Annotated in this window: 1 protein-coding gene; it reads left to right on the top strand. The window is 62.4% G+C overall.

Annotated elements, in window-relative coordinates; genetic code table 11:
- Positions 1–451: 451 nt before the first annotated feature.
- A partial coding sequence (gene glmS / locus BQ17_RS15750; RefSeq protein ID WP_141699328.1) for a glutamine--fructose-6-phosphate transaminase (isomerizing) occupies positions 452–2,120 on the top strand: 1,669 nt, incomplete at its 3' end.

Below are 2,120 nucleotides of genomic sequence, written 5' to 3'. Positions count from 1 at the left end.
CGCTCCAGCGTCATGAAACCTTGGCCGCTGGAGCGGCCACAACGGCATTCCCACGCTGGAGCGTGGGAACGAGCCATCAGGGCATCGTGGCCGCTCATTCGCTCCATAACTCGTTGTTTTAGATTGCAATAATGTGGGGATACCTCAGGGATTAACCGGATTTTTTGTTGTGAAGAGCGCTTGCTGGTTTGATAAGCGCGTGATCGGGCGTAGGAAATTCAGGAACGACAAGAATCTTGTCAATTCTGTGTAATCTTGCAAATCCTGTCCGATTGGGGTTTCGCGACGAGGCTCGAGTTGGGCTCTCGTGATCGAAACTAAAGCCATTGGTCCCCCCTCACCCAACCCGCTCTCCCAAGGGGGCGAGGGAACCAAGGGGGCATGACTTTCGATTTTCTTAGGAATAACCGAGGCGTCGTCGGTTGCCCCGGTAAAGGTATATGGGCTGGTTATGTGCGGTATTGTCGGCGGTATCTCCCAGCGCGAGGTCGCGGCCATCTTTTTGGAGGGGCTACGGCGCCTCGAATACCGCGGCTATGATTCGGCCGGTATGGCGGTGCTCGCGGCGCCGGGTGAGCTGAGACGGGTCCGTGCACTGGGGAAGGTGCAGCGTCTCGCCGAAGATATGACACGCGATCCTCTCCCCGGCAGGCTAGGTATCGCCCACACGCGCTGGGCGACCCATGGCGAACCTTCCGAGCGCAATGCACATCCCCACGTGTGCCGCGACCGGTGCGCCGTCGTCCATAACGGGATCATCGAAAACCACCAGGCGTTGCGCGAAGAGCAGGCGGCTGCTGGTCATACCTTCACGTCCGGCACCGACACCGAGGTCATCGTCCATGCCCTATACGATCGGCTCGAGGCAGGCCAGGGGCTGTTGGAGGCGGCGCGCGATACCATCCGGCTGCTCGAAGGGGCCTATGCCTTGGGTGTCCTCGATACCCACGATCCGGATCGGCTGGTCGCCGCCAGATACGGCAGCCCCCTGGTCATCGGGGTGGGTTTCGGGGAAAACTTCATCGCTTCGGATGTCTTCGCGCTGCTGGCGGTTACGCAGCGCTTCATCTTTCTGGACGACGGCGACCTCGCCGAGATCACCCGCGATTCGGTCCGCATCTGGAACGCCGCAGGCGAGCCCGTGGAGCGCCCCATCAAGACCTCCGGCCTCCATGCGAACACCGTGGAGCGGGGTCGGTACCGGCACTATATGCTCAAGGAGATCTTCGAGCAGCCCCGCGCTATCGGGGATACCTTGCAGGGAAGGATCTCCCGCACCCGGGTCCTGCCGCAGGCGTTCGGCAACCAGGCCGAACGGATCTTCGCGGGGCTCAAGGCGGTCACCATCGTCGCCTGCGGCACCAGCTTCCATGCCGCCCTGGTGGCGCGTTACTGGATCGAGTCACACACCGGCTTGCCTTGTAGCGTCGAGGTAGCCAGCGAGTACCGCTACCACAAACAGGTGGTACCTGCCGATGCGCTCTTCGTTACCATCTCTCAGTCCGGCGAGACCGCCGACACCTTGGCTGCCTTGCGTATGGCCAAGCAACTCGGTTATGCCACGACCCTGGCCATCTGCAATGTCCCGGAGAGCTCCTTGGTGCGCGAGTCCGACCTGGTGTTCCTGACCCAGGCCGGGCCCGAGATCGGTGTGGCCTCCACCAAGGCCTTCACTACCCAGCTTGCCGCCCTGCTGTTACTGACGACCGCCATCGGGCGCTGCCATGGCCTGGACCGGGAGCTCGAGACCCAGTGCGTGGCTCTACTGCGGGCCCTGCCGGGAAAGATCGAGGCGGTATTGGCCTTGGACGGGACCATCAGGACGCTCAGCGAGCGTTTCGCGGAGAAGCATCATACCCTCTTTCTGGGGCGCGGCGACCAGTATCCCATCGCCCTGGAAGGGGCGCTGAAGCTCAAGGAGATTTCCTATATCCATGCTGAGGCCTATCCCGCCGGTGAGCTCAAGCATGGCCCCCTGGCCCTTATCGACGAGGATATGCCCGTGGTTGCCGTGGCACCCAACGACAAGCTGCTCGAAAAACTCAAGTCCAACCTCGAGGAGGTCCGGGCCCGCGGCGGCGCGCTCTTCGTGTTCGCCGACGACCGCGTCACCATGACCG

The organism is Candidatus Thiosymbion oneisti, assembly GCF_900092655.1.
Lineage (GTDB): Bacteria > Pseudomonadota > Gammaproteobacteria > Chromatiales > Chromatiaceae > Thiosymbion > Thiosymbion oneisti.
Note: the sequence above shows the minus strand (reverse complement) of the source record. Positions and strands in the feature narration are given on the sequence as shown.